This is a genomic window from Clostridium gelidum (assembly GCF_019977655.1).
GTDB lineage: Bacteria > Bacillota > Clostridia > Clostridiales > Clostridiaceae > Clostridium > Clostridium gelidum.
In genome coordinates, this window is record NZ_AP024849.1 from 2,780,336 (window position 1) to 2,800,712 (window position 20,377).

19 protein-coding genes are annotated in these 20,377 nt (G+C 29.1%); 16 read left to right on the forward strand and 3 right to left on the reverse strand.

Annotated features, from left to right (window positions below):
- Positions 1–113: 113 nt before the first annotated feature.
- On the reverse strand, positions 114–323 hold the full coding sequence (locus psyc5s11_RS12370; protein WP_224037872.1) for a cold-shock protein: 210 nt from the start codon (positions 321–323) through the stop codon (positions 114–116).
- Positions 324–616: 293 nt separating this feature from the next.
- Here psyc5s11_RS12370 and psyc5s11_RS12375 point away from each other — a divergent pair, with 293 nt between their 5' ends.
- From psyc5s11_RS12375 to psyc5s11_RS12450, 16 genes are all read left to right on the forward strand, one after another.
- Positions 617–3,103, forward strand: coding sequence for a CoA-disulfide reductase (locus psyc5s11_RS12375; protein WP_224037873.1), 2,487 nt, complete (start codon positions 617–619; stop codon positions 3,101–3,103).
- 69 nt (positions 3,104–3,172) lie between these two features.
- The gene (locus psyc5s11_RS12380; RefSeq protein WP_224037874.1) at positions 3,173–3,418 is read left to right on the forward strand and encodes an SHOCT domain-containing protein; all 246 of its coding nucleotides are present in this window, start codon (positions 3,173–3,175) and stop codon (positions 3,416–3,418) included.
- Between the two features lie 258 nt (positions 3,419–3,676).
- The gene (locus psyc5s11_RS12385; RefSeq protein WP_224037875.1) at positions 3,677–4,765 is read left to right on the forward strand and encodes a glycerol dehydrogenase; all 1,089 of its coding nucleotides are present in this window, start codon (positions 3,677–3,679) and stop codon (positions 4,763–4,765) included.
- Positions 4,766–5,456: 691 nt separating this feature from the next.
- On the forward strand, positions 5,457–6,131 hold the full coding sequence (locus psyc5s11_RS12390; protein WP_224037876.1) for a hypothetical protein: 675 nt from the start codon (positions 5,457–5,459) through the stop codon (positions 6,129–6,131).
- A 231-nt stretch (positions 6,132–6,362) separates the two neighbouring features.
- A complete protein-coding gene (locus psyc5s11_RS12395; protein WP_224037877.1) occupies positions 6,363–7,442 on the forward strand; it encodes a dipeptide epimerase in 1,080 nt (359 codons plus the stop codon).
- Between the two features lie 40 nt (positions 7,443–7,482).
- Positions 7,483–8,316, forward strand: coding sequence for a serine hydrolase (locus tag psyc5s11_RS12400; protein WP_224037878.1), 834 nt, complete (start codon positions 7,483–7,485; stop codon positions 8,314–8,316).
- Positions 8,317–8,350: 34 nt separating this feature from the next.
- Positions 8,351–9,151, forward strand: a complete 801-nt coding sequence (locus tag psyc5s11_RS12405; RefSeq protein WP_224037879.1) for a M55 family metallopeptidase — start codon at positions 8,351–8,353, stop codon at positions 9,149–9,151.
- Between the two features lie 244 nt (positions 9,152–9,395).
- A complete protein-coding gene (locus psyc5s11_RS12410; RefSeq protein WP_224037880.1) occupies positions 9,396–11,246 on the forward strand; it encodes a peptide ABC transporter substrate-binding protein in 1,851 nt (616 codons plus the stop codon).
- A gap of 631 nt (positions 11,247–11,877) precedes the next feature.
- Complete coding sequence (locus tag psyc5s11_RS12415) at positions 11,878–12,822, forward strand: ABC transporter permease (RefSeq protein ID WP_224037881.1); 945 nt, start codon at positions 11,878–11,880, stop codon at positions 12,820–12,822.
- The gene (locus psyc5s11_RS12420; RefSeq protein WP_224037882.1) at positions 12,822–13,796 is read left to right on the forward strand and encodes an ABC transporter permease; all 975 of its coding nucleotides are present in this window, start codon (positions 12,822–12,824) and stop codon (positions 13,794–13,796) included. The genes psyc5s11_RS12415 and psyc5s11_RS12420 overlap by 1 nt, the downstream gene beginning before the upstream one ends.
- 11 nt (positions 13,797–13,807) lie before the next feature.
- Positions 13,808–14,863 carry an ABC transporter ATP-binding protein gene (locus psyc5s11_RS12425; RefSeq protein ID WP_224037883.1) on the forward strand — a complete coding sequence of 352 codons (1,056 nt, stop codon included), beginning with the start codon at positions 13,808–13,810 and terminating at the stop codon, positions 14,861–14,863.
- A 4-nt stretch (positions 14,864–14,867) separates the two neighbouring features.
- Positions 14,868–15,833 carry an ATP-binding cassette domain-containing protein gene (locus tag psyc5s11_RS12430; protein ID WP_224037884.1) on the forward strand — a complete coding sequence of 322 codons (966 nt, stop codon included), beginning with the start codon at positions 14,868–14,870 and terminating at the stop codon, positions 15,831–15,833.
- A 186-nt stretch (positions 15,834–16,019) separates the two neighbouring features.
- The gene (locus psyc5s11_RS12435; RefSeq protein WP_224037885.1) at positions 16,020–16,934 is read left to right on the forward strand and encodes a S66 peptidase family protein; all 915 of its coding nucleotides are present in this window, start codon (positions 16,020–16,022) and stop codon (positions 16,932–16,934) included.
- 105 nt (positions 16,935–17,039) lie between these two features.
- The gene (locus psyc5s11_RS12440; protein WP_224037886.1) at positions 17,040–17,858 is read left to right on the forward strand and encodes a C40 family peptidase; all 819 of its coding nucleotides are present in this window, start codon (positions 17,040–17,042) and stop codon (positions 17,856–17,858) included.
- A gap of 69 nt (positions 17,859–17,927) precedes the next feature.
- Positions 17,928–18,686, forward strand: coding sequence for a nucleoside/nucleotide kinase family protein (locus psyc5s11_RS12445; protein WP_224037887.1), 759 nt, complete (start codon positions 17,928–17,930; stop codon positions 18,684–18,686).
- A 58-nt stretch (positions 18,687–18,744) separates the two neighbouring features.
- Positions 18,745–18,930: a hypothetical protein gene (locus psyc5s11_RS12450; RefSeq protein ID WP_224037888.1), complete on the forward strand. Its 186-nt coding sequence runs from the start codon at positions 18,745–18,747 to the stop codon at positions 18,928–18,930.
- 353 nt (positions 18,931–19,283) lie between these two features.
- On the opposite strand, the gene psyc5s11_RS12455 is transcribed toward psyc5s11_RS12450, so the two are convergent.
- Together psyc5s11_RS12455 and psyc5s11_RS12460 are read right to left on the reverse strand one after the other, a co-directional pair.
- Positions 19,284–19,625 carry a hypothetical protein gene (locus psyc5s11_RS12455; protein ID WP_224037889.1) on the reverse strand — a complete coding sequence of 114 codons (342 nt, stop codon included), beginning with the start codon at positions 19,623–19,625 and terminating at the stop codon, positions 19,284–19,286.
- A gap of 354 nt (positions 19,626–19,979) precedes the next feature.
- Positions 19,980–20,339 (reverse strand): thioredoxin domain-containing protein, encoded by a 360-nt coding sequence (locus psyc5s11_RS12460; RefSeq protein ID WP_224037890.1) that lies wholly within the window; start codon positions 20,337–20,339, stop codon positions 19,980–19,982.
- Positions 20,340–20,377: the final 38 nt, after the last annotated feature.

Genomic DNA, 20,377 nt, shown 5'->3' on the forward strand with positions numbered 1-20,377 from the left:
AAGTTTTTGTAGGGTCAATAAATATTTTTAAAGATAGTTTAAACATTTTGTGATTGTTTAAACTATCTTTTTGATTTGTTTTAAAGAAAATGGTGAACATATTTCATACAATATTACAATTTTTGAACATTTATAGCAATAGGTCCTTTTTCACTATTTTCAATATCAAAGGTCACACTTTCATCTTCATGTAAATCTTTATCAGCACCTTTTTCTTTGATTTGTTGATGATGTACAAAAACATCCTCTCCTTCATTACAAGATATAAATCCATAGCCTCTTTCTGTATCAAACCATTTAACCACCCCAGTTATTTTAGCCATATAAAAATCCTCCTTCATGCATTAGATATTACTTATAGTATTTGTTAAAAGAATAATTTTTAAACCGTAATAAAAAGATAATTAAAAATGTAATTACTACAAGGTTTAAGTTTGTGACAAAGTCACAGACAATAATAATTATATTAAGTAAACTTAAATTAAGATATATTGAAATTAACGAAATGAGACTTATGAATATATATTAAAAATATTTGAAGTAATAGTAAGTTCATATTTTTGGAATACTAAGTATTAAATTAATATCATTAAATATATAAGAAGGAGAGATTCTTATGAAGAAAAAGATTATTATTGTTGGTGGTGTTGCAGGTGGTGCATCTACTGCTGCTAGACTTAGAAGATTAGATGAAAATTCAGAAATAATTATGGTGGAAAAAGGTGAATACATATCTTTTGCTAATTGTGGGCTTCCTTATTATATAGGTGAAACTATTGATGAGAGAGGAAAGTTAATAGTTCAAACTGTAGAAGAAATGAGCGAAAAGTTTAATTTAGATATTAGAAATTTAAATGAAGTTTTAAGCATAGATAAAGAAAATAAGAAAGTTACAATAAAAAATCATAAAACAGATGAAGAATATGAAGAAACTTATGATATTTTAGTTTTATCTCCAGGGGCAGCTCCAATAAAGCCACCGATATCTGGGATAAATGAATGTGATAATTTATTTACTCTTAGAAATATACCCGATACAGATAAAATTAAATATTATGTAGATAATATAAAGCCTAAACATGCAACCGTAATAGGTGGAGGATTTATAGGACTTGAAATGGCTGAAAATCTACATGCTAGGGGAATTAATATTACCATCGTGGAAGCAAGTAGCCAAGTAATGGCTCCTCTAGATATTGAAATGGCAAGTATAATACATGAACATTTAATTGATAAAAATGTAGAATTAATACTTAATGACGGAGTGGCTGGATTTGAAAACAAAGGCAAAAAGATAATACTAAGTAGCGGAAAAGAAATAATAACTGATATGATAATATTATCAATTGGAGTTAAACCAGAAACAGCAATTGCAAAAGAAGCTAATCTTAATTTAAATGAAAGAAGCGCTATTGTAGTTGATAAATTTATGAAAACTTCAGATGCAAGTATTTATGCACTGGGTGATGCAGTAGAAGTTATGGATTTTGTTAACAAAAAACCTACTATGATTCCACTTGCATGGCCAGCTAATAGGCAAGGTAGATTAGTTGCAGATAATATATGTGGAAAAAATGTGGAATATAAAGGCACACTTGGGTCTTCAGTTGCAAAGGTATTTGATTATACAGTAGCTACAACTGGTAATAATGAAAAGACATTAAATAGATTAGGTATAGAATATGAAGCCATTCATATTCATCCAGGCTCTCATGCAGGATATTATCCAGGCTCTTTTCCTATAGCATTTAAGATGTTGTTTGATCCAAAGTCAGGAAAAATATTTGGAGCTCAAGGTGTAGGACTTGATGGCGTTGAAAAAAGAATTGATGTACTTGCGACAGCTATAAAAGGAAATCTTACGGTTTTTGATTTGCAAGATGTGGAACCTTGTTATGCACCTCCATATAATTCAGCAAAAGATCCAGTTAATATGCTTGGATATTATGCTTCAAATATTATAGAGGGTCTTACAAACATAATTCAATGGCATGAAATAGACAAGTTAGATAAAGATAATTCTCTAATAATTGATGTAAGAGAAGAATTTGAATTAGTTACAGGCGGTTTTGATAATTCTATGTTCATTCCACTTGGACAATTAAGAGACAGAATAAATGAAATACCAAAAGATAAAACAATATATGTTACATGCCAAGTTGGGCTTAGAGGATATGTGGCTTGCAGAATGCTTGAACAAAATGGTATTAAATGCACAAATATAGATGGAGGCATAAAGACATATTTATTTGTAAAGAGAGCAATTGACAGTATTGCAAATCAATACAAAAATAATAAAGATGTAAAAGATGAGGTGGCTGTAATGAAATTAGAAGAATTAGATATAACAGAAATAAATGCTAACATCACTTTAAATGCCTGTGGACTTCAATGTCCAGGACCAATAAAAAGAGTATTTGAAGAAATAAATAAAATGGAATATGGAAATGTCTTAAAAGTTAAAGCAAGTGATCCAGGTTTTGCTAAGGATATAAAATCATGGTGTGACTCAACTCACAACACTTTATTAAAAGCAGAATTTGATAGCAACGAAAAAGCTTTTGTAGCTTATATAAGAAAAGGAATGGGAGAAGGAGCAGGACAAAAGTCATGTTCAGTACCAGCAACTGAAAAAAATGGAGCAACTTTAGTAGTATTTAGTGGAGATTTAGACAAGGCGATAGCTTCATTTATAATAGCTACAGGTGCAGCATCTATGGGTAAAGAAGTTACTATGTTTTTCACTTTCTGGGGACTTAATATATTAAAGAGTGAAAGTAAGCCTAGTGTAACTAAGGATGTTATGGAAAAAATGTTTGATGTTATGTTACCAGCTCATGCAGGAAAATTACCATTATCTCAAATGAATATGGGTGGAATGGGTCCTGCAATGATTAAGCAAATTATGAAAAAACATAATGTTGACAGCTTAGAAACTCTAATAAAAAATGCAATAGATATGGGCGTTAAAGTAGTCGCATGTGCAATGAGCATGGACTTAATGGGAATAAAAAAAGAAGAATTTATTGATGGAGTTGAAATTGGCGGAGTTGCATCTTATTTAGGAGCAACAGATGATTCTGGATTAAACTTATTTATATAAAAAGTAAATCTACACAATATCTACACAATTTTATATTACAATAAAAGAAAAAGTATGGAGGTGTTTTGTATGTTTTGTAATAATGGTTTTGGAGGTTCATTTGGAGGACCTAATTTCTTTATGATGGTTCCAATGATTCTAATATTATTAATGATAGTTTATTTTATTCACAAAGCAGCTAATAGTAAGAATATAAATTCTGCTCCTTATGATACATCAGTATCAAAAGCTATGACTATATTAAATGAGAGATTTGCCAAAGGCGAAATAAATCAAGAAGAATATATCGAAAAAAAGGAACAACTACAAAATTAGAGTAAAACAAATATATATAATATAATTAAACTACTAATAAAGGCTTAATATTTTGAGCCTTTATTTTTTTTATTCAGCATGCTTGTTGAACATATATATTGAAGCAAGTGTTGTTATTACTAAGAATAAGGTTGTAAGAAATTATGCAGAAGATTCAGTTTATGGTATTTTCACATTAATTATTAATATAATCTTCATTGATAGGAAATCGTTTTAGGTATATATTAGTAATTGAAGATTATTTTATAATATGGAGGGATGTTTATGTTAAAATTAATGAGAGCACCAGCAAAATATGTTCAAGGTAAGGATGCATTTTTAGAAGTATATGAAAACATTAAGGACTTAGGATCTTCAGTCTTATTTGTATGCAGTAACAGTGGATACAAGGCATGTAAAGATAAGATTGAAAAGAGCTTTGAAGGAACGAATACTAAGATTATATTTGAAATCTTTAGTGGGATAAGTTCTACAGGAGAGATTGAAAGAATGCGTAAGATTGCTAAAGATAATAATATTGAGATTATTGCCGCAATAGGTGGTGGTAGTGCTATTGATACAGCAAAGGCAACTGCGTATTATGAAAAACTTCCAGTTGTAATTATGCCAACAGTTGTTGCTACGGATGCGCCATGTACAGGTTTATCAGTTATTTATAATGATGATGGAACATTTTGTAATTACATATTTTATCCTAAAAATCCAGACGTAGTAATTGTTGATTCATCAATTATTGTAAAAGCTCCTGTAAGATTTTTAGTTGCAGGTATGGGGGATGCACTTGGAACTTATTTTGAAGCTAGAGCTTGCGTTAAAACAAACTCGCCAAGTTTAGAAAATGGAGGAATTACTAAATCAGCAATGGCATTATGTTCACTTTGCTATGAAACATTATTAGAAGATGGTTATCTAGCTAAGTTATCAGCTGAAAAAGGACTTCTAACTCCAGCTGTAGAAAATATTATTGAAGCTAATACTTACTTAAGTGGAGTTGGTGCAGATAATGGAGGGCTTGCAGTAGCACACTCTGTTTACAATGGTTTTACAGCACTTGAAGAATGTGAAAAGACAATGCATGGAGAATTAGTTGCATTTGGTACTATAACACAATTAATTATAGAAAATGCACCTAAAGATGAGCTTAATGAAGTTATAGAATTTTGTATTTCAGTAGGACTTCCTGTAACACTTGAACAAGTAGGCGTAACAGATAATGAAAGAGTTAAGATTGCATGTGAAAAAGCATGTATGGAAGGTGAATCTATTCATAATATGCTTGGTGATGTTACACCAGAAGAATTATATAATGCACTTCTTACAGCAGATGCTATTGGAAGAGAATATTAGATTAAACCTACATATTTTTATAACATAATGAAAAAATATAGACAAATTGGACTATTGAGATTAATAATAATTATAATCAATAGTCCAATTTATTTTTTATGAATAACAAATTCTCCCTAGGATCGAGAAGAACTGTTATTCATGGCTAGTTCTACACGTTTTTGCTGTATAAAAATAAAATTCGCTATGCTGAGTTGCACCAATGTACCTATTTAATTTCCATAGTTAGTGTTTCAAAAAAATGTTGTTAAAAATAGTAATATCAAATAGCATATATTTCACTGCATATACTTGCTTTCTCTTTAATCCTTGACATATCATATAATTTCTAAACATATTAACAACATTTATTTTAAATACCCACTATGGAAATAAATATTAATATAGGTAGCTCATTACTAATTAAAGGTAGAAGCCAATATAGATTTACCATTCTAGTATTAAAATGACATAAAGGAATCTACAATACACCTGCTTGGTAAACTGAGCAGGTGTTTCTTTTAATTATGGGAAGTAACATCATCTTAATAAAAATACTATTCTAGTATGAGAGATGTGATCGAAGTAATAGGGTAAATGATAATTAAAAAAATAACAGTATCAGTAATTATTATACTATTAATACATAAAATAGTATTGCAGGGACTCTAGCATAGTTCCAATCAATATTAAGGTATGAAGGAGAAATATTATGGATAATTCCTCCGGATATTCTTCTATAGAGGAGTTTATATCCAATAAATTAATGAACTTTGTCAGAGAAATTATAGCAAGCAGAAGTATTAGCCCAATTATTTTTTCTGAAAAAGAAATCAATGAGATTATAGAATTAATTAATAAATCTGAAGAAGATAACAGCTCAGCTTCAAAAAGCAACATTAGGGTTGAAATCATAAATGGTAAAATTCAATTACATGTTTCAAATAGCGTATTTAAGCTTGTTCCACTTAACTTTGTTGTAGAAACAAGAGCAGGAATAAGTAATAATAATCTGGTTTTATGGATAGATAAAATTAAAACTGGATTTGTAAGTATTCCCATAACATCAGGAATAAAAAGTTTTAAAGAATTTTCAAGCGAATATATAACTATTGATGAAGAAAATAAATGTATTATATTAAATAATCCTTTACCTGAAAATATAAAACTCAAATCTATAAATATAAATGGGAAAAATTTTGAAATGTTTATTGGTATTTCAATTAAATCAAAAGAAGATTTATTAAAAATTGTAGAAATATTTCCTGAAGATCTTAAAGATCAGATTAAAGCTTCGGGGATAGAAAAGCTGAACGATGTGGGGAACAGTATTCTGTCAAGTGTTGCTAATTTTATAATGAAACAAAAAAATGAAGATATGCACTAATCTTAGAGTGATAAAAAAATGATACCATAAAAAGACATTTTTATACAATTAAATTTACAATATCTACTACAGATGATATAATAAATGCAAATTATGAATATATTGTTGAAGTCGCTGCATTGTTGAATAAACAAAATGTAGTGACCTTTTTATTAAATTTGAGGATATCTTAAAAAATACTATACATTTTATTTTTAACTTATAATTTGGGATGTCTTGAGGGGGATAAAAATGATTATAAAAAATATTGAAGTATCTGAAATTTTAGTGCCTTTAGTTACACCATTTAAAACAGCACTAAGAACTGTTGAAGCTGTTAATGATATAGTGGTGAAAATCACATCAAATACTGGTGAAATAGGATATGGTGAAGCTGCACCAACAGCAGTAATAACTGGAGAAACAAAAGAATCAATTAAATCAGCCATTTTAAATTATATAAAACCAGCAATTATAGGAATGGAAATAGATAATTTAGAAAGTATAATGGAAAAATTAAATAGTTGTATTATGAAAAATACTAGTGCAAAGGCTGCAGTAGATATGGCTATTTATGATTTATATGCTAAAAAACTTAATTCACCTTTGTATAAAATTCTTGGAGGATATAGAAGTGAAATTACTACAGATATTACTATTAGTGTAAATGAAATAGATGTAATGGTTCAAGATAGTATAAAAGCTGTAAACGAAGGCTTTAATATTTTAAAGATAAAGGTAGGAAAAGACTGCGAAAAGGACATTGAAAGAATTGATGAAATACGAAAAGCAGTTGGGAAAAATGTAAGTATTCGTGTAGATGCAAACCAAGGATGGACAAGCAAAGAAGCAGTAAAAATCATAAGTGATCTAGAAGATAAAGATTTAAATATTGATTTGGTAGAACAGCCAGTAAAATATTGGGATTTAGAGGGTATGAAGTATGTAACTAAAAATACATATACAAAAATTTTAGCAGATGAAAGCGTTTTTTCTGCGCAAGATGCAGTTAAGATAATTCAAGAAAGAGCAGCAGATTTAATTAATATAAAGCTTATGAAAACAGGCGGAATATACAATGCTTTAAAGATTTGTGATATAGCAGAAGTTTATGGAGTAGAGTGCATGGTAGGATGTATGCTTGAAAGTAAAATAAGTGTAAGTGCCGCAGCACATCTTGGAGCTGCTAGAAAAATAATAACAATGGTAGATTTAGATGGACCAGCACTTTGTAAAATTGATCCAATAAGTGGAGGACCTATTTTTTGTGGAAGTAATATTAAAATGAGCGATAAAGTTGGTATAGGTTTTGAAGGTATAGTAGAAACTTAATTATAGAAATGTAAGTTTTATATTGAGATGGGGGAGAAATATGCTTGAAAATGAGCTTAAGGAAATTATAAAAAAATGTGATGAAGACATAGCAATGTTAGTTAAAAATTTAAGTAGTAATGAAATATTATTTAATTATAATGAAGAAAAAATGTATCCATCCGCAAGTATTATTAAAATTCCTATAATGATAGAAGCTTTAAGTAAAGCAGATGATTTGCAAATCCCACTACTAAGTACTATTAAAATAAAAGAATCTGATAAAGTTGATTTTAGTATTATTACAGAGCAAAATCTTACGGAGTGTACATTTTTAGAATTAATAACATGTATGATAATAAATAGCGATAATACGGCAACTAATGTATTAATAGACTTACTTGGACTTAATAAAATCAATGAAAAAATTAATAGTTTAGGAATGAAAAACACTAAACTACAAAGAAAAATGATGGATTTTGAAGCAATAAAAGAAGGTAAAAATAATTTTACATCTTTAAAAGACATGCTAGTTGTTATGGAAGGCTTATATAGAGGTGAAGTTATAGATAAAGAAGTTTCCAGAAGAGCCCTTGATATTATGAAAAATCAAAGAGATAATACAATGCTTAAAAGATATATTGTTGAAAATGTAGTTTTAGCTAACAAAACTGGTGAACTTAATAATTTAAATAGTGATGTAGGCATTTTTTATACAAAGAATACAGATTATTTCATTGGTGTTTTTGTTCATAAGGCAAAAGATAACAATGAATCGTATGAAATAATTGGAAAGCTATCTAAAAAGGTTTATGATTATTTTATAGATAATAAAAATGAAAACTCGGATTCTAAGTGGCAATTTGATTATCAATATTCAATGTTCAATGATTAGGCACAATCCAATAAATATAAAGAGGTGTAGGGAAATGAAAGTATATATTAGTGGTGATATTGAAGGAATAACTGGAACAACTCATTGGAATGAAACTGAAAAGAACCTTCCAGATTGGGTTCCTTTTGCAAAACAAATGACAGATGAAGTTGTTGCAGCAGCTAATGGTGCAATTGCAGCAGGTGCAACTGAAATATTAATAAAAGATGCTCATGATAGTGCAAGGAATATTGATATTAATGCATTACCAGAAGAAGCTAAACTTATTCGTGGATGGATGGGTGATCCCTTGTCTATGATAAGTGGCATTGATAAGAGTTTTGATGCGGTTATTTTTATTGGATATCATAATGCAGCAGGGACTATAACAAATCCTCTGGTTCATACAATGAACGTATCACAGGTATCTTATATTAAGATTAATGATGAATACACAAGTGAATTTTTGATACATGCTTATGCAGCTACCTTATATGATGTTCCAGTTGTTTTTGTAAGTGGAGATATTGGTTTAACTAAAGAAGTTAATAAAGTAAATCCAAGTATTGTCACACTTGGAGTAAAAGATGGAATTGGAGCTGCAACAATTAACATGAATCCTAAGAAAGCTGTTAGAGAAACTGAAAGATTAGTAAAAGAAGCTTTGGGAAAAGACTTGAATTTAATGAAAATTAAATTGCCAGAAGAATTTAAAGTTGAAATTGAATATAAAGATCATAAATGTGCTTATAGATATTCCTTTTATCCAGGTGCAGAATTTAAGGCACCAAGAAGTGTTGTATTTAATACAAAGGAATATTTTGAAGTTTTAAGATTAATACACTTTTTAACATAATATATATATAATTAATAAAATAGTTACAAAAGATATGGTAAATGTTATAATTTATTTATATATTTTAGGGGATTTAATAAGTTATTATAAAATTGGCAATGAAGTCATTGTATTTTTATTTTATCACTCTAATTGATGTAGTAAGAAAATTTAATATACATCAATTGGAAATGGATAAATTAAAATGCAATGATTTTTTTTATAAGAAATAGGGATTTAACAATAAAACTAAGGGGGAAATAATATGAAAAAAAATACATTAAAAAGAATACTTTCATTAACACTTTCATTAATGCTACTTGGAACGACAGCAATTGGATGTAGCAAAGGTAAAGAAGCTGACAAAAAAGATGTAAGTGCAACTGAGTTTAAAAAGGTATATTCTGAGGAAATAAAAACACTTAATTATTTAAAGACATCAGAAACTACTGAATTTGGTGCTTTAGCAAATATGATTGATTCCTTAGTTGATTATGATAAGTATGGAGTTGTTCAGCCTTGCTTAGCAACTGAATGGAAGGCTAATGAAGATAATACAGTTTGGACTTTTAAGCTAAGAGACAATGTTAAGTGGGTAACAAAAGATAAAAAAGAATATGCAAATGTTGTAGCACAAGACTTTGTTGATTCGATGAAATATGTTTTAGATAAAAATAATGGGTCAGAAACAGTAGATATAGCAGCGGGAGTAATTAAAAACGGTTCTAAATTTTACACCGGAGAAATAACTGATTTTAGTCAAGTTGGTGTAAAAGCAATTGATGAGCATACTGTGGAATATACACTTGAAAAACCAACACCATACTTTTTATCAATGCTTACTTATGTATATTTCTTCCCTGTAAATGGTAAGTTTTTAGATGAAAAGGGAGCTGACTTTGGTACAACTCCAGAAAATATTTTATATAATGGAGGATATATATTCGATACCTTTGAACCACAAAGCAGTAGAGTTTATGTGGCTAACGATCAATATTGGGACAAGGATAATATATTTATAAAGAAAATTAAATTAACTTATAATAAAGAAGCATTAACTTTAGCTCCTGAAATGTTTTTAAGAGGAGAAATAGATTATGCCAATATATCACCATCAATTATAGATGAATGGTTTAAATCAGATGACAAAAAGAATTCAGTTCATCAAAGTAAAAATGGATTCTATAGTTATTTTTATGCATTAAACTTTGATCCAAAATTTTCAGAGGAATACGAACCAGCGAATTGGAAAGCTGCAGTTAATAATTTGAATTTTAGAAAATCATTATTTAATGCCTTAGATAGAAAGGCAGCAGCTACAACATTAGAGCCATACGAAACAGAAGCAAAACTATTAAATACTATAACTCCAAAAAACTTTGTAGATATAAAAGGAAAAGATTATACTCAAATTGGAGCACTAGCAGATATTACAGCAAAAGACTCTTTTGATGAAAAATTAGCAAAAGAATATAAAGATAAGGCAATGAAAGAATTAGAAGGAAAAGTTAAGTTCCCAGTTAAAATATATTTACCATATAATACAGGTATAGCTGGAAGTGCCAATCGTGAACAAGTTGTTGAACAACAATTAGAAAAAGCATTAGGTACTGATTATATTGATGTAATAATTGATCCAAAACCAGCTACAGGATACTTAAAAGATGTTAGAAAAGCTGGAAATTATGCACTTTCATTATGTAATTGGGGTCCTGACTATGCAGATCCAGAAACATATTCAGAACCATTTAATACAGGAGGAAATTACAACAGACCAGAACTTGCACAAGGTGATATAGGAACAAAATATGAAGAAATGTTAACTAAAGCAAAAGCAGAAGTAACTGATGTAAATAAACGTTATGAATTATTTGCAGAAGCTGAAAGCTATTTAATAAATCAAGGTTTTGTAATACCTTATGTAGTAGGAGGAGAAGGTTACGTTGCATCTAAATTAAATCCATTTGATGCACAATTCTCACCATTTGGTGTTATCTCTGAAAAATATAAAGGACAAACAATGTTACCTAAAGCTATGAGTAATGATGAATTTAAAGCTGGATTAAAGAAATGGGAAGCTGAACGTACCGAAGCATTAAAGAAAGCAGCGAAATAGGGTTATGTTTATATCCACCGAAATAAGGGGGCATGCATTTGTTGCAGTTGCTGAGGATTTTGATGTGAATTTCTAATAGTAGAAGTTGCACCAACAAGCTTGCTTCAAAGACAAGCTTTGAACAAGCTTGTTGGAACAACTTCTACTAAAGAAATTCTACATCAAAATCCTCTTATGCAACACTCCACAAAAGCAAGCCCCCTTATTTCTAGTTTGGATATATTTTCATAGTATAACTTGGAATAGGGGTAATATATTAAGTGGCTGTCTTACAGTTAAGGATATGTGAAATATTTTGTGAGCTTTATAAACTTATGCAATATGCATTAATAATTAGCTGATATAAAAATTTTATTAGTGATCTTTACTTTAAGGCAGCCTAATTTTATTGAATAAGAATATAATATTTATTTTTAAATTATATATATATGGTTTAGAGCTTCTATATAAGATGCGTTAATGATTTTATAATTAAGAAACCTAATATAAGTCGGCAAGTGGTGTTTGAATGTAGGAGGTTAATTGCAACATTTATAAAATAGTATTATTTATAAATTACATACTAACATTTATTTTCGGAAATTTATAACTAGATATTTTTTACATAAAGAGCAACAAAGGAGGAGTGACAATGATTAAATATCTTTTTAAAAGGCTGGCTCAATCAATATTTACCTTAATTTTAATAATTACAGTTGTATTTTTATTACTTAGATTGATGCCAGAAGAAGGATACTTAGGAACAAATGCTGATAAAATGAGTAATATTCAAAAGGAAACAATTTTAACAAATTTAGGTCTTAGAGATCCTATAATAGTTCAACTAGGAAAGTTTTATAAAAATATAGCTACTGGAGATTTTGGTAAATCAATTACTTATAGACCTGATATTAAGGTAAGTGAAATATTAAAACAAAAAATACCTTATTCTTTATATTTTGGACTTGTAGCTGTAGGATTATCTCTAGTAGTTGGAGTAAGCATGGGAATAATCATGGCAAGACGCAAAAATAGTATATTTGATAAATTAGGAACTGGATATATAGTAATTATAAATGCAGTACCTGCAGCCGTGTATTATTTAGCTATTCAGCTCTACGTGACTAATACATTAAAGCTACCAATATTATTTGATAAAGATAATATTGCAAGCTGGATTTTACCTGCAATATCCATGTCTCTTGTAAATACAGCTGGATATGCCATGTGGATGAGAAGATATATGGTGGATGAATTAAATAGGGATTATGTAAAACTTGCAAGGGCAAAGGGAGTAAGTGAAAAGAATATCATGGCTCATCACGTTCTAAGAAATGCATTTGTGCCAATGGCACAATATCTACCAGCTTCTATTCTTTATACAATAGCTGGATCTATATATATTGAATCATTATATTCAATTCCAGGTATGGGTGGACTTCTTGTTGATGCAATTCAAAGGCAAGATAATTCACTAGTACAGGGACTCGTAATAATTTATTCATCTTTGGGAATTTTAGGACTTGTGCTTGGAGATATTGCAATGACCTTAGCAGATCCTCGGATTAAGCTTGAAAAGACTGGAGGTGGAAGATAATGAGTTTTAATGGTGATAAAATAAATAACCTCGGAAATAACATTAGTAATTCTTTATTTGAATTTGCAGAATTTGATAATAATGAGGCTGAAAAAATAGGATATTCAAATTATTCTTATTGGAAATCAACGTGGAATTCATTTACTAAGAATAAAGTAGCATTTTCCCTATTAATATTAGTTATAGTAGTACTTGCGTTTACAATACTTCAACCTTTTCTGCCATATCAAAAGTCAGCTACTGAAATATATATTAATTCAGTAACGGGTGTTCAAGATAAAAATGTAGCTCCATCTGTTGAATTTTGGTTTGGGACAAACTCGATTGGTCAAGATTTGTGGGCAAGAATTTGGAGTGGAACACGTACATCTCTTTTAATTGGTTTTGCAGTTGGTCTTTTTGAAGCAGTTGTAGGAATATTTATAGGTGCTTTATGGGGATATGTAAGACAATTAGATATACTAATTACTCAAATATATAATGTTGTAGATAATATTCCAACAACAATAATATTGATTTTAATGACTTATGTATTAAGGCCGAGTATAAGTACGATAATATTTGCACTTTGCCTTACTGGGTGGCTTCAAATGGCTAGATTTGTTCGAAATCAAATAATAATAATTAGAGATAGAGAATATAATTTAGCATCTAGATGTTTAGGTACACCTACCAAAAGAATAATAGTTAAAAATTTGTTACCTTATTTGGTATCTGTAATAATGCTTAGAATAGCTCTTGCAATTCCAACAGCAATTGGGTCGGAAGTATTTTTAACTTATATAGGGCTTGGACTTCCAGTTAGTATTCCATCATTAGGAAATTTAGTTAATGAAGGAAGGATACTTATGATGACACCAACACTCAGATATCAATTAATTTTTCCAAGTATAGTAATTTCTATAATAACTATAGCTTTTTATGTAATTGGAAATACATTTGCAGATGCTGCAGATCCTAAAAATCATGTATAGGGGAGATTATAATGAATTATTCTAAATCAAAAGATAATAAAGAAGTTATACTTTCTGTTAAGGATATTAAAGTGAATTTTAAACTTAGAGGACATGTACTTAATGCAATTAGAGGGATTTCACTAGATTTATATAAAGGAGAAAGTTTTGCAATTGTTGGAGAATCAGGCTCAGGTAAATCTGTTTTCACAAAAACATTTATTGGTTTACTTGAAAGTAATGGATATATTGATAGTGGCGAGATTATATATAAAGGAAAGGATTTAGCTAAATTCAAATCTGAAAAAGATTGGCGTGGAATAAGAGGAAAAGAAATTGCAATGGTTTCTCAAGATCCAATGACATCTTTAAATCCACTTAAAATAATAGGAAAGCAAGTGCAAGAAGGAATAGAGCTTCATCAAAATTTAAAAGGTACAGAAGCTAAACGCCTTGCAATAAAGATTTTAGAGGATGTTGGAATAAGTGATCCTGAAACCAGATATTATCAGTATCCTCATGAATTTTCAGGGGGAATGAGGCAAAGAGTTGTAATTGCCATTGCTATTGGTTGTAATCCTAAAATTTTAATTTGCGATGAACCAACTACTGCACTAGATGTAACAATGCAAGCACAAATCTTGGATTTGCTTAAAAATATTCAAAAGGAATACAATCTCACAATAATTTATATTACTCATGATTTAGGTGTTGTGGCAAAGGTTGCAGATAGGGTTGGAGTAATGTATGCAGGAGATATTGTTGAAATTGGACTTTCAGAAGAAATATTTTATAATGCAAAACATCCATATACTTGGGCTCTATTATCCTCACTTCCACAACTAGGAATAAAAGGTGAAGAATTATATTCAATAAAGGGTACTCCAGTAAATTTATTTAAAGAGATAAAAGGTGATGCTTTTGCACCTCGTAATCCAAAAGCTCTTAAGATAGATTTTGAAATAGCACCCCCATATTTTGAAGTTAGCAAAACACACAAAGCTAAAACATGGCTTTTAGATCCTAGAGCTCCAAAAGTTGAATATCCTAAAGCTCTAAAAAAACTGTTTGATGAGTGGGAGGGCTAGACATATGAAAAACAATAAAGATATTTTATTAGAAGTTAAAAATTTAAAAGTTGAATTTGGTAATAAAAAAAATAAGTTTTTAGCAGTTGATGATGTGAGTTTTAACATATATAAAGGAGAGACTTTTGGACTTGTAGGAGAATCAGGTTCAGGAAAAACTACTATAGGAAGAGCAATAATAAGAATAAATCAAGTTTCCGGTGGAGAAATTATTTATAACGGGGACAAAATAAGTGGTAAAATTCCTAAATCGTTAGATAAAGAAATAACAAAAAAGATTCAAATGATTTTTCAAGATCCAATGGCATCCTTAAATGAAAGAGCAAAAGTTGATTATATAGTTTCTGAAGGCTTATATAATTTTAAAAGTTATAAAAGTGAAGAGGAAAGAAAAGCTATTGTTTTTGATGCTTTGCTTGAAGTTGGGTTATTACCTGAATTTGCAAGTAGATTTCCCCATGAATTCTCAGGTGGACAAAGACAGAGAATAGGAATTGCAAGAACACTAGTTATGAAGCCAGAATTTATAATTGCTGATGAACCAATATCGGCGTTAGATGTTTCAATTAGGGCTCAAGTATTAAATTTATTATCATCTCTTCAAAAAGATAATGATTTGACTTATCTTTTTATAGCTCATGATTTATCTGTAGTTAAATTTATAGCAGATAGAATCGCTGTAATATATAAAGGTAGAATTGTAGAACTTGCTGAGGCAGAGGAGTTATTTAGAAATTCAATACATCCATATACAAAGGCACTGCTATCTGCAATTCCACAGCCAGATCCAAGACGTGAAAAAAATAAGAAGATAGAGGTATATAGTTCAAGTTGTCATAGCTATGATGAAGACAAACCAAAGTTTGTTGAAATAGAAAAAGAGCATTTTATTCTTGCAAATGAAAAAGAAATTAATCTGTATAAAATATCTGGGAACATGATAGAAGTAGATACAAGTGAGGTTGTATAAATTATAACTTGGTATAGTCTTAATTGAAAATATATGTTGGCAAATTCTAAAAAATTTAATAACTTTAGAATTTCAGAATCTTAGAATCTTAGAATCTTAGAATTTGCTTGTAGAATGATGGTTAAGGAGTTATTATTAGGTTAAATAAAAATATAACTATATTAGTGAATAAGGGGAGTGTTGTAAATGATAAGACCAAAACATTTAAAAAAAGGCGATTTAATAGGATTAATTGGTGCGTCAAGTCCAACACCTCAAGATAGAATAGAGTATTCTATTAAAGCTATGGAGGATTTAGGCTTAGAAGTCGTACTTGGAGAAAGCTGCAGAGGGTATCATGGATTTTTATCTGGAAGTGATGAACTTAGAGCAAAGGATATTAATGATATGTTTGAGGATAAAAGCATTAAAGGTATTTTTGCCATAAGAGGTGGATATGGTGCTTCTAGACTTTTGGATATGTTAGATTACGATATGATTAAGAAAAATCCCAAGGTATTTGCTGGATATAGTGATGTAACTGCGCTTCATAGTGTATTTAATGAAAGATGTAAACTCATAACTTTCCACACACCAATGGCTTCGACCGAATTCTATAAAGGAACAGATGATTATACGATGAATTATTTTAAGAAAAACATTTTTAGTGATGAGCCTCTAGGAATTCTTAAAAATCCAGAGGGACAAGAAATTAAAACTTTAGTTGAAGGCAAGGCAAAGGGGAAATTAGTTGGAGGAAATCTTTCGCTAATAGTTTCTTCAATGGGAACTCCATATGAGCTCGATACAAAGGGGAAAATATTATTTTTAGAAGATGTAGATGAATATCCATATAAAATAGATAGAATGTTATTACAATTAAAACAATGCGGAAAATTTGAAGATGCAGCAGGAATTATTTTGGGTGCATGGACTGATTGTAAAGCAAATGAAGGTGATAATAGCTTAACTTTAATGGAGGTCTTTGAAGAACTAATATTACCAGAAAACAAACCTACAATTTATAATTTAGCTTGTGGGCATTGTATGCCTACTATGAGTCTTCCTTTAGGAGCCATGGTTAAAATAAATACGAAAAATAATGAGATACTTGTGCTTTAGATATAATCATGCTAAACAATTAACCTTATTAATCGAATAATTTTTTAACATAAGGTAGTTAATTAGGACTACCTTATGTTAAGCGTATAAGGGAGGAGTGATTTTATGAAGTATGCAGTAGTTAATAAAACTGTTGTGGTATTGAAAAGTGAACCTAAGGAAGCTTCTGAAAGTACTGATGAAGTTTTATTTGGAATGAATGTTGAAATACTTAAAGAAGCTGAAAATAATTGGTTTTATGTAAGAACTCATTATGATTATGAAGGTTATATAAATGGAGATAATTTAATAATTAATGATGAGATTTCTAAAAAATGGGAAAAAGATAAAAATATTGCGGTAATTAATTCCTTTTCAGATGTACTTAATAAACCAGAAGCATCTGGATATGAAATTGCTAGTGTAACAAGAGGAGCTAATTTAATTTCTACAGGTGAAATAAGTGAAAATAAAATGTTTTTAAAGGTAAAATTACCAAACTCAGAAATTGGGTGGATAAGAAAGAGTTTTATAGCAAATTTAAAAATAGATTGTGAAATAAAAGATGAAGAAAAGCTTAGAGAAAACTTAGCAAAGTCAGCTTTAAGCTATCTTGGAACTCAATATAGATGGGGCGGAAAATCACCTCTTGGAATAGATTGTTCAGGTCTTTGTTCTATGGCATATATGTTAAATGGAATAATAATTTATAGAGATGCAGAAATAAAAGAAGGATTTCCTGTAAAAGAAATACCTTTTGCTAATATAAAAAAAGGAGACTTAATATTCTTTCCAGGACATGTGGCTATGTATTTAGGAGATGGGGAGTATGTTCATTCTTCAACGAGTAATGATGTGGTGAAAGTGAATAGTTTGAATGAGGGAGCTGGGAATTATAATGAATATTTAGGGAATTGTCCTAAGAAGTTTGGAAGTATATTTTAATAAGACTTGAACGTTGATAAATGAATAATTTGTAATTTATTTAAAGCAAGTGATAAAGGCGGGATTTGTATGGATAATATTAAAGATTTTATTTTTAATGTAAATGGATTTGATATAAAGGCATCCTATTTTGAAAGAAGTATAGATGAAATTTTTATTCCAGTATTAAGAGAATGGACGGAGATGAATAAGGAGAAAGATGAACGATTCATAATTTTCCTTGTTGCACCTCCAGCAGTTGGAAAAACAACTTTATCACAATTTCTTGAGTACTTATCTAAAAGCGTAGAAGGAATAGATGAAGTACAAGCTATAGGATTAGATGGATTTCATTTTCATTCTGATTATATAAGGAGTCACAGTGTTAATATAAAAGGAAATGAAATACCAATGAGTGAAGTTAAAGGCTGTCTAGAGACCTTTGATCTAGAGAAATTAAAAGCTAAATTGAAGGAACTAGAAACGAAAAATGTTATGTGGCCAATATATGATAGAAATATTCATGATGTTGTAGAGAATAGTATATTTGTTAATAAAAAAATAGTTTTAATTGAAGGAAATTGGTTACTAACAGATGAGGAAAAATGGAGAGATTTAAAAGATTTTTGTAATTATAGTATTTTCATTTATGCGGATGAAGACTTATTAAAACAAAGGTTAATTGAAAGGAAAATGAAGGGTGGGCTTACTTATGAAGACGCTTTAAGATTTTATGAAAAGAGTGATAGTGTTAATGTTAGAAGAGTCTTAAATAATCATCTTAAAGCAGATTTAGAGTTAATTATGAAAGAAAATGGAGATTATACTAACCATGGAGTCACACATTAGAACAGAAGAAATTCTTAGAAAGCAAAAATATTGTGCTAATTAATTCATTTGAATTTGTATGGAATGTATTGATTTATATAATAAAGATGTAGATAGGTATAAACATGGAAAGTTGGCATTAAAAGCATTAAAAAATAATATTCAGAAAGAAATAGGTGAAAATATTAACTTGATAAAGTTATCAGAATTTGTATTTGATGAAGAGTTAAGTGAAGTAGCAAGGGAAATATGGTCTTTAAAATAATATTCAAAGTTCAAAAAAATTTTTAAATAATATTTATATTTTGATGATAAAAATATCGAATTTCATTAATTTACTAATGAGATATATGTGTTACTTACATCTTTAAACTTAATAACAAGATAAAAGCTAAAATGATTATTAGCTTTAAAGTTCTTTAGGCTGATGATACGCACCGGGGGTAGTTAGAATGAGAAAATTTGAATGGGTAATATTAAAGATTTTATTTTTAATGTAAATGGATTTGATATAAAGGCATCCTATTTTGAAAGAGCAATAGCACAAAACGAATAAATCAGGGAATATAAAGACCTTGATATAAAAAAACTAGAGTGAAAGGCTACATTGTAATATTATTATTTTAATCTTGAGAGTATGATTGTATCTAATAGACGAAATATGAAATATATAACTGCTAATGCAAGTTTAAAATTGTTTGAAAGATAATCATTAAAAAAGAATATTATAGAGGCTGAAATAACACCATATACTCCCAATATGAGCCTGTCTATTGCAATAAAAGTTATTGACCTAACCGATTTTATTGAATCGTATCCACTTAGTTTTAAACTAAAAGAATTAAATTTTTTAGAAATATTAAAAAACAAACTAATACCTGCCAGTAATAGATAGAGTGAAAGTATTAGCCAAATAAAGCATACTATTTTCATTAGAAGAAAGGATAATAATTTCATCATAAATATACTCTCCTATACTTAAATTTATAAATTTAAGTATACACCTTATATGAAAAAAATACACATTATGTACTTCTAATATAGTATGTATGAATTTCTGTGTAAGAGTATTTAATCATAAAGGAAACTTCTTATTATTCATATAACTAGAGGTTGAAGTTTAAACAATAATAATACAAATTTGAGACATTAGACGTATTAAAATATCCTAGTAAAGCTTATTCATGCCTTACTAGGATATTTAACTACTACCTTTAAAAATATTAAAAGTGCTAAATTTTTTACGATTACCATAGAAAAGTACTATCACACTTTTTGTATTATTATAATTAGCGTATCTTTAGTTTATAGTAATTAAATTAGTTGATTATTTATTTTAACAGATCTAATATTTTGTCCTCTGTAATTGAAGAATCGCAACGAACCTCTATTTTTACTAACAATAAATCCTGGTACAGTTACAATATTATATTTTTCTCTAAATGAGTTGATTGAATTATCTGACAAATCAGCACTATCCACATAGTAAATAGTTATGTTAATTTTATTAGTCAAGCCACTTAATTTTTTAGCAAATTTACGGCAGAATGGGCATGTTGAACGACCAATATAAGCAACAGCTAGGTCTTCATTAGATAATAATTCGTCTGCTTGTGTAGAAATCACTTTTTCAAATAACTTTACATCTTCTTCATAGCTATCTTTTTCAAACATTTGTATCCTCCTTGTTTTTTATAATATTATATCAATTT

Bases quoted from the DNA above. Each gene is read 5' to 3' on its own strand.
- psyc5s11_RS12370 (WP_224037872.1), bottom strand. From the start codon at position 323: ATGGCTAAAATAACTGGGGTGGTTAAATGGTTTGATACAGAAAGAGGC.
- psyc5s11_RS12375 (WP_224037873.1), top strand. From the start codon at position 617: ATGAAGAAAAAGATTATTATTGTTGGTGGTGTTGCAGGTGGTGCATCT.
- psyc5s11_RS12380 (WP_224037874.1), top strand. From the start codon at position 3,173: ATGTTTTGTAATAATGGTTTTGGAGGTTCATTTGGAGGACCTAATTTC.
- psyc5s11_RS12385 (WP_224037875.1), top strand. From the start codon at position 3,677: ATGTTTATGTTAAAATTAATGAGAGCACCAGCAAAATATGTTCAAGGT.
- psyc5s11_RS12390 (WP_224037876.1), top strand. From the start codon at position 5,457: ATGGATAATTCCTCCGGATATTCTTCTATAGAGGAGTTTATATCCAAT.
- psyc5s11_RS12395 (WP_224037877.1), top strand. From the start codon at position 6,363: ATGATTATAAAAAATATTGAAGTATCTGAAATTTTAGTGCCTTTAGTT.
- psyc5s11_RS12400 (WP_224037878.1), top strand. From the start codon at position 7,483: ATGCTTGAAAATGAGCTTAAGGAAATTATAAAAAAATGTGATGAAGAC.
- psyc5s11_RS12405 (WP_224037879.1), top strand. From the start codon at position 8,351: ATGAAAGTATATATTAGTGGTGATATTGAAGGAATAACTGGAACAACT.
- psyc5s11_RS12410 (WP_224037880.1), top strand. From the start codon at position 9,396: ATGAAAAAAAATACATTAAAAAGAATACTTTCATTAACACTTTCATTA.
- psyc5s11_RS12415 (WP_224037881.1), top strand. From the start codon at position 11,878: ATGATTAAATATCTTTTTAAAAGGCTGGCTCAATCAATATTTACCTTA.
- psyc5s11_RS12420 (WP_224037882.1), top strand. From the start codon at position 12,822: ATGAGTTTTAATGGTGATAAAATAAATAACCTCGGAAATAACATTAGT.
- psyc5s11_RS12425 (WP_224037883.1), top strand. From the start codon at position 13,808: ATGAATTATTCTAAATCAAAAGATAATAAAGAAGTTATACTTTCTGTT.
- psyc5s11_RS12430 (WP_224037884.1), top strand. From the start codon at position 14,868: ATGAAAAACAATAAAGATATTTTATTAGAAGTTAAAAATTTAAAAGTT.
- psyc5s11_RS12435 (WP_224037885.1), top strand. From the start codon at position 16,020: ATGATAAGACCAAAACATTTAAAAAAAGGCGATTTAATAGGATTAATT.
- psyc5s11_RS12440 (WP_224037886.1), top strand. From the start codon at position 17,040: ATGAAGTATGCAGTAGTTAATAAAACTGTTGTGGTATTGAAAAGTGAA.
- psyc5s11_RS12445 (WP_224037887.1), top strand. From the start codon at position 17,928: ATGGATAATATTAAAGATTTTATTTTTAATGTAAATGGATTTGATATA.
- psyc5s11_RS12450 (WP_224037888.1), top strand. From the start codon at position 18,745: ATGGAATGTATTGATTTATATAATAAAGATGTAGATAGGTATAAACAT.
- psyc5s11_RS12455 (WP_224037889.1), bottom strand. From the start codon at position 19,625: ATGATGAAATTATTATCCTTTCTTCTAATGAAAATAGTATGCTTTATT.
- psyc5s11_RS12460 (WP_224037890.1), bottom strand. From the start codon at position 20,339: ATGTTTGAAAAAGATAGCTATGAAGAAGATGTAAAGTTATTTGAAAAA.